A 6,867-nucleotide genomic window follows, 5' to 3' on the forward strand; every position below is an offset into this window, starting at 1 on the left:
CACGTAGATGCTTTATCATCTACGTGAATTGCCCAGTTTAATCTTAGAACATTGAGTGATAACAAAGGGAATACAATCAATGTATAACTTTCAGAAAAAGTATGAAACAAATACCAAGATAATATTGAAGATATTCCTATAAAGGCAGTAGTAACCAATTGACTTAAGCAACTTCTTCGTGATAAAGCTGCAAATAATGCTCCAAACAAGGGTAGAAATACTATAAACTTGACAAAATTCATTCTTTCATTAAATTTATTTGTTCAACACTTATACTGCTGTACTTTCTATAATATACAACCAATATTGCAAGTCCTACTACTGACTCCACAGCTGCAACAGTTAAAATAAACATAACAAATATTTGTCCAACTATATCATTCATAAAAACAGAAAAGGCTACTAGGTTCACATTAACTGCAAGTAACATAATTTCTATTGATAATAAAATATGAATTATGCTCCTACGGTTAATCAAGATACCACATACTCCTATAATAAATAAAACTGCAGCTAGTATTAAAAAGTGATTTAATCCTATTTCCATTCTATTCCTTCCCTAGGCTTAGCCTTAATAAGTTTAACATTTGAGGATTGCATTAACTGCTCCACTAACTTTTGTTTTTTTACTCCTTCTTTTTTATCTCTCAATGTTAATGTAATGGCACAAACAATAGCAACAAGCAACAGAATTCCAGCAAGATGAAAAGCATACATATAATGCGTGTATAATATACTGCCTATAGCTCTTATATTATGCAGATTCTCATGTACATTACCAGTTTCAATTGGTTTGGAATTCTGAACAACAAATAAAATGGTTAATAAAAATACTAAAGAGAGAATAACACTTACAGCAATATACTTTATTGAGCTTTGATTAAATCTCATATCAAGCATCATCACTACAAAAAGGAATAGTACTGCAACTGCGCCGATATACACTATCAGTATCATCATTGCAATAAATTCTACTTGAATCATAATGAATAATATTGCAGAATTAATAAATGTAAAAATTAGAAACAGCACTGAATGCACAGGGTTTTTTGCACTAATCACACTGACAGCTGACATAATAATAAGAGTTGTAAAGAAATAAAAAGCTAAAGAAAAGAGCACTGGGCTATAACTAAATTACTAACTTGATTTAAAATATCTATAACAATAAAGTCAATATAAAACTACATATTTGACTCATAGTTTTACATTATGTGAGTCACAAGTAGTATCAAGATATATTAGTTTTGACTGTATTGATTCTTCTAATTCATCTCTTAAGTTTTATCTAGTATCTATATTTGTTTAATAGATTGAAAATTGAGTAAAAATATTGGTGTGCAGCTTTTTGAATGTTCTAACCAATATTTGGCTAATGATAATAATTACTAATGATAATTAGCACTGTCCTGTTATAGGTTGTTCTTATTTTTATAAATTTATTAACTGTGTTGTTGATACAGTGTAATTTTTATCGCTTTCATTGCTATAAATATCAACGGAATTTAATTTCCCCCATCGTGGATTGTAAAAATCCCTCGCTCTGAGGCAAAGGGAAGGATATAATAGTCATATATAGTGACGTTATAAATATAATTCACATTCAAAATACGATATGAAAGTACTACTCGGTCTGGATTCTAAAGTACCGTAAAAGGGTTTTTCTTAGCAATGTTTCTGTTAGGACCAGAGAGTTGCTAAGTTATGAAAAGGTAATATATATCTATTAATGAAAGTTAGCTTATTCATCAAATTGATGAAAATTTAACCCTTCACCTTATAAACCCAAACTATGGATTAGGCAATAAAGGAAGTATAGGAAACAGAGGCTTTGTGTAGTCTTGAGGAATATGAAGCGAGAGTAGAAAATATGTTGAGTGTTCTCAAGTTCAAATTTGTTTTTCAGGTAGCCAAAACCATTTCAACTTCAACAATCGATCTTTTTCTCAGCAAAATCTGAGAGTAGTATTAATGCATTTTTCATACCCTTTTTTATGTGAGTAACAAACTTTAATACTCTATAAAACAGTACATGAAAAAGGTCTTTTGCAATATATCTCCAAATAAGAATCCAGTAAATTTTTGTGTCAAATTTGCCATAGGTTTCTATCATTAACATTGCTTTTTATCAGCATAAGTGCTTAAATTTCTTCTTTTTATTAGATGAGATTTAAAACCGAAAAACCAGCCTCTTACTCAATTTTGCAATTTCAGCAAAAACTTTGTTTCTTGAGGTTCTATGACAAACTGCAATTGAAGTTGCATCTATGTATGATGGTAATTTTGAAAACGCACAATTATTTACATAATTTATATAAAAAAATTTGAAAATCTCCGCATCTAAATTGCTGATACAGAAGTATTATTGTAAGAATCTCTTGAATGCATGATTCCTGGTGTCTTGGTAGGTTTTTTGCCGTTTGATAAGAGCCTGTTTACAAAATTCTTATCTACCACACAACAAAAATCCTCAACGAAACAGTAAAGTTCTGTAATATCTTTTTTCATTGATAATTATCTCTAAATATTGAAGTTTACCCCTATTGTCCTCAGCTACACTTTTATCTATTTTTTAATCCATAACTGGGGTTAATAGAGTCAGGAAGAGTTTTCTGCCATATAATGCAGTATGGATAAATGATTTTGAATATGAAATTCTAATGTTTCCAAAAACTCATTATGACGATCAAGTAGACAGTACAGTACAATACTTACAGTGGGTAAACAAAATAAATAACAACATAAGAAAAATTAGAAACTTCTCACTAAATAATTTACAAGTATTTAATAAAAGTTACATATAAGAAATAAGTACTTAAAAAATTTGATTAATAAGTCTTATATTTTTATTAATTTTCTGATATATTGAATATAAATAAAAGTGAGGTAATATAAATGCATAATCCAGTTCATATAAATCAAAAATTCAAAGAATTAAATTCTTTAGCATTACGTTGCAGGCCTAATTATCAAAAAAATTATTGTTCTCTAACAGATCACGAAAAGGAAGAATATAAAAATCATGTCAAAAAAGAGAAGCAATGGAAAATACTGTCTATAATCTTAGACATTGATTTAAAAGAATTTAACGAAGAGAATAAAGTAATTCAAGAATTTAATGAGCTACTTAATAGTGATAAGGATTTTGCATATCAGACATTAAGCTATGTTATCCATACTAATCATAGGAAGTTGTTTAATATTTTATTTAATTCACTAGAAAAAAATCGAGAGAGTTATAAGAATCCTATAGAAGAACGGAAAAACGACACTATAATGTGTGCTATCTTAAACATTTACCTAAAAGAAGCTGGCGGAAGGAATAAAGTAATTCAAGAATTTAAAAAGCTACTTAGTAGTAATAAGAATTTTGCATATCAGATATTAGACTGTTCTGGTGGTCGTAATGCACTATTATTTAGCACTTTATTAGACTCATTGAGCAAAGAAAATAAAGAGAGTTATATGAAAATTATATCTAAAACGGCAAAACAGAAATTAAATAATTTAATAAAGCTTGATGCTAGCACTTCTGACAACGACAAGTCTTATCAAGAACATTGTCATCAGTCACAAGATGTACAAGCAGGGTATGGTCATCAGTTGCACGATGTACAATATCCAGAACATAGTTATCAGTCGCAAAGTTCACAGTCACAAGATGTACAACCAGGGTATGGTCATCAGTTACACGGTGTACAATATCCAGAATATAGTTATCAGTCGCACAGTGCACAAGCACAAATGCCATTTATAGAGCAACAATATGGAGTAGTTAGTACACATGTGCTGCCAGGCAATCTAGAGGAAATATCTATAGATCAGCAGTCAGCTAAACGTGCGAGGCTATAATAAAAGTTGTGATAGATATTTAAATGGGCTTTTATATTATTACTATGTAAAAGCCTTACATTAAACGTATTGGTGAAGCATAAATTTCTTACAATTATACATAAAAAATAAATCTTGTGCTTCACTAATTTGTCCATATACTTTACATAACAAAGGTATGTGGAAATATAAAATGCCTAATCCAGTTAATACGAATAAAAAATTCAAAAATTACATTCTTTAGCATTACATCAAAAGATAAGAGATTTTAAAAATTTTTATCGTCGGCTAACGAGTAGTGAAAAGAAAGAATATAAAGATAATGTAAAAAAAAGGGCTCGTAACAGCCATGCAATGGCTATGATCTTAAGCATTGATTTCAAAAAATCTAACAGAAAGAACAAAGTAATTCAAGAGTTCAAAAAGCTATTTAGTAGTAATAAGGATTTTGCATCTAAGATATTAAACTATGCTATCCTTCGTAATACAGAGTTATTTTATACCTTATTTAATTCATTAGAAAAAGATCAAGAGAGTTATACGGACTCTATAAGAAAAGAATTACCGAATAGAAGGGCAATGTTCTTAATCCTAAGATGTACTTTCGAAAAAGCTAACGGAAAGAATAAAGTAATTCAAGAATTTAATAAGCTGGTTAATAGTAATAAGGATTTTGCATATCAGATATTAAACTATTCTAGCTATCGCAATATATACTTGTTTGATACTTTATTTGATTCATTAAGTAAAGAAAATAAAGAGAGTTATATGAAAGTTATATCTCGACCTGCAAGACTAAGATTGAATGATTTTATAAAGGATAGTATTTTTAACAAGAACAATTCTGATCCATCAAATGAATTTATTATCTCACAAGGTATATCTGAAACGTATAATAGAGTTACCACAAATCAAAAATTCGCAGAATTATATTCTTTAGCATCACGTAATAAGATAACAGGTTTTAAAAATTATTTTTATAAGTATCTAAAAAGTCGTGAAAAGAAAGAATATAGAGATGATGTAAAAAAAAGTACTCACGGAACTGCAATGGCTATGATCTTAAGCATTGATTTAAAAGAATCTGAAGGAAAGAATAAAGTAACTCAAGAATTTAATAGGCTATTTAGCAGTAACAAGGTTTTTGCATATCGTATATTAAACTTTGCTATCCATAATAATATGAAGTTATTTAATACCTTGTTTGATTCATTAGAAAAAGATCAAGAGAGTTATATGAACTATGTAAAAAAAGAAGGGAAGAATAGCAGGGGAATGTTCTCAATCCTAAGCCGTACTTTAAAAGAAGCTGGCGGAAGGAATAAAGTAATTCAAGAATTTAAAGAGCTACTTAGTAGTAATAAGAATTTTGCATATCAGATATTAAATCATGCTACCCATAATATAAAATTATTTAAGACTTTATTTGACTCATTAAGCAACGAAGATAAAGAGAGATATGTAAAAAGGGGTATATCTCAATCTGCAAGAGTAAGATTAAATAAATTAGGTAGTATTAGCACTTCTAACAATAGCAAGTCTTATGGTCACATACAACCAATAGAAATACCAGATGAATGGGATCCTAAGATATTTGGTGATAATTCAACAACGCATGGTCAAATAAACAATGTACAATTACAAGAAAATAATGATGTACTTGATGTAGGCACTGAAACAATAGATAAAGCAGTGATAGAAAAGTTAGGTGATCAGTATATTGATATTGCGAAGAGACATATACGGACTTTAATATGGGAACATTTTAAAGAGTGCTCAGATAAGTTAGATGAAGATTCCACAAATTCTCGAGAGAATGTTACTAAGTCTAAGGAGTATGCGGCAAGTATGGCCCTTAGCTTGAGAAAAGAATTGGCAAAAAGGTTTGATAATGCATTACTCAAAAGCTCTCACGATGATCTACCACATGAAGCACGTGGAAATGTGCTGAGCAATCTAGAGGAAATATCTGTAGAGCAACCGTTAGCTAAGCGCGCAATGGTATCATAAGATTTTTAAAAATAGGCTTTTGTGGATGACAGAAATATGAAAATATTAAGAGATCTATGAAGCCTTACGTTAGATTTTTCATCACTAAACACGTTGCTGGAGCAGTTGTCAACACCAACTCCATTAAGTTCCTCAAAATTTCAAATTAATCTTGTATTTTTATTAATTTTCTGATGTATTATATATAAATAAAAGTGAGGTAGTATAAATGCATAAAAGTAAATTTAAAAAATTAAATATTCCAGAAAAATTTACAATATTAGATAATCTAGTGCGTCATCGTCATAAATCAGATTTTTGCAAGTTATTTTCTTATCTCGAAGATGCTGAAGTGCAGCAATATATAAAATCTACTATAGAAAGTAAGAATTGTCGTTCAATGAGTTACATATTACACGCTATGCTTGCAAAAAATAAAAGTAGTGAAATACATAAGGAATTTAAAGATTTACTGAGTAGTGATCAGAATTTTGCGTTTGATGTGTTAGAATGCTCTAAAAAGATGTATGAAAAAAACTATTTAATCGTTTGATTTTATTTCTTACTCCAGAAAATTCTCATAATTATATTAGCACTAGGAACGATGAAAAAGTAAAAAATGAATCAGAAACTATAATAGTAGTACATACAAGAAGTAGTACTGTAAGTACTAGTGGAATTATACCTAGGCAACCCGATCTCTTACAAAAGGTTAATCAACCAGAGATAGCATTCAGTATTTTCTGTAGATAGCGTTACAAATGCTGATGAAAGAGGACGTCAACCAATACAACACCATAAAAAACAATTATTAGAATTGTATAACAGTACATTGCAGGTTGCAACAGGGTGTAATGATAATCAAGTAAGCTCTAGTTTACCAACAATAGCAAGTAATGTAGCAAGTAGTCTAATACAAGTATCTATAGATCAGCCATTAGATAAGCGTCCAATGGTATTATAAAAATTGTTAAGCTTTAAAATTGTTAAGCTTTTTATGTTGATAATATAATCTAGTAAAAAAGTTTTAATATAAAAATTAACCTT

At 29.3% G+C, this 6,867-nt stretch carries 6 protein-coding genes and 2 pseudogenes; 4 read left to right on the forward strand and 4 right to left on the reverse strand.

Going from position 1 to position 6,867, the window contains the following annotated elements; translation table 11 throughout:
• From V6U76_RS03825 to V6U76_RS03840, 4 genes and pseudogenes are all read right to left on the reverse strand, one after another.
• A pseudogene (locus V6U76_RS03825) lies at window positions 1-242 on the reverse strand (NADH-quinone oxidoreductase subunit L); the annotation flags it as partial.
• Window positions 239-547, reverse strand: a complete 309-nt coding sequence (nuoK, locus tag V6U76_RS03830) for an NADH-quinone oxidoreductase subunit NuoK (RefSeq protein ID WP_333023715.1) — start codon at window positions 545-547, stop codon at window positions 239-241. The pseudogene V6U76_RS03825 and the gene nuoK, both read right to left, overlap by 4 nt.
• Window positions 538-1,122 carry an NADH-quinone oxidoreductase subunit J gene (locus tag V6U76_RS03835; protein ID WP_333023716.1) on the reverse strand — a complete coding sequence of 195 codons (585 nt, stop codon included), beginning with the start codon at window positions 1,120-1,122 and terminating at the stop codon, window positions 538-540. The genes nuoK and V6U76_RS03835 overlap by 10 nt, the downstream gene beginning before the upstream one ends.
• 675 nt (window positions 1,123-1,797) lie before the next feature.
• Window positions 1,798-2,508, reverse strand: a pseudogene (locus V6U76_RS03840) (transposase).
• Window positions 2,509-2,895: 387 nt separating this feature from the next.
• Between V6U76_RS03840 and V6U76_RS03855 the strand changes: the two are divergent.
• From V6U76_RS03855 to V6U76_RS03870, 4 genes are all read left to right on the forward strand, one after another.
• Window positions 2,896-3,852 carry a hypothetical protein gene (locus tag V6U76_RS03855; RefSeq protein WP_333023717.1) on the forward strand — a complete coding sequence of 319 codons (957 nt, stop codon included), beginning with the start codon at window positions 2,896-2,898 and terminating at the stop codon, window positions 3,850-3,852.
• A gap of 333 nt (window positions 3,853-4,185) precedes the next feature.
• Window positions 4,186-5,841, forward strand: coding sequence for a hypothetical protein (locus tag V6U76_RS03860; RefSeq protein WP_333023718.1), 1,656 nt, complete (start codon window positions 4,186-4,188; stop codon window positions 5,839-5,841).
• A 208-nt stretch (window positions 5,842-6,049) separates the two neighbouring features.
• Complete coding sequence (locus V6U76_RS03865) at window positions 6,050-6,373, forward strand: hypothetical protein (RefSeq protein WP_333023719.1); 324 nt, start codon at window positions 6,050-6,052, stop codon at window positions 6,371-6,373.
• Window positions 6,374-6,637: 264 nt separating this feature from the next.
• Window positions 6,638-6,784, forward strand: a complete 147-nt coding sequence (locus tag V6U76_RS03870; RefSeq protein ID WP_333023720.1) for a hypothetical protein — start codon at window positions 6,638-6,640, stop codon at window positions 6,782-6,784.
• The last annotated feature ends 83 nt before the right edge of the window (window positions 6,785-6,867 follow it).

Source organism: Wolbachia endosymbiont of Pentidionis agamae, assembly GCF_036711655.1.
Lineage (GTDB): Bacteria > Pseudomonadota > Alphaproteobacteria > Rickettsiales > Anaplasmataceae > JAZHPY01.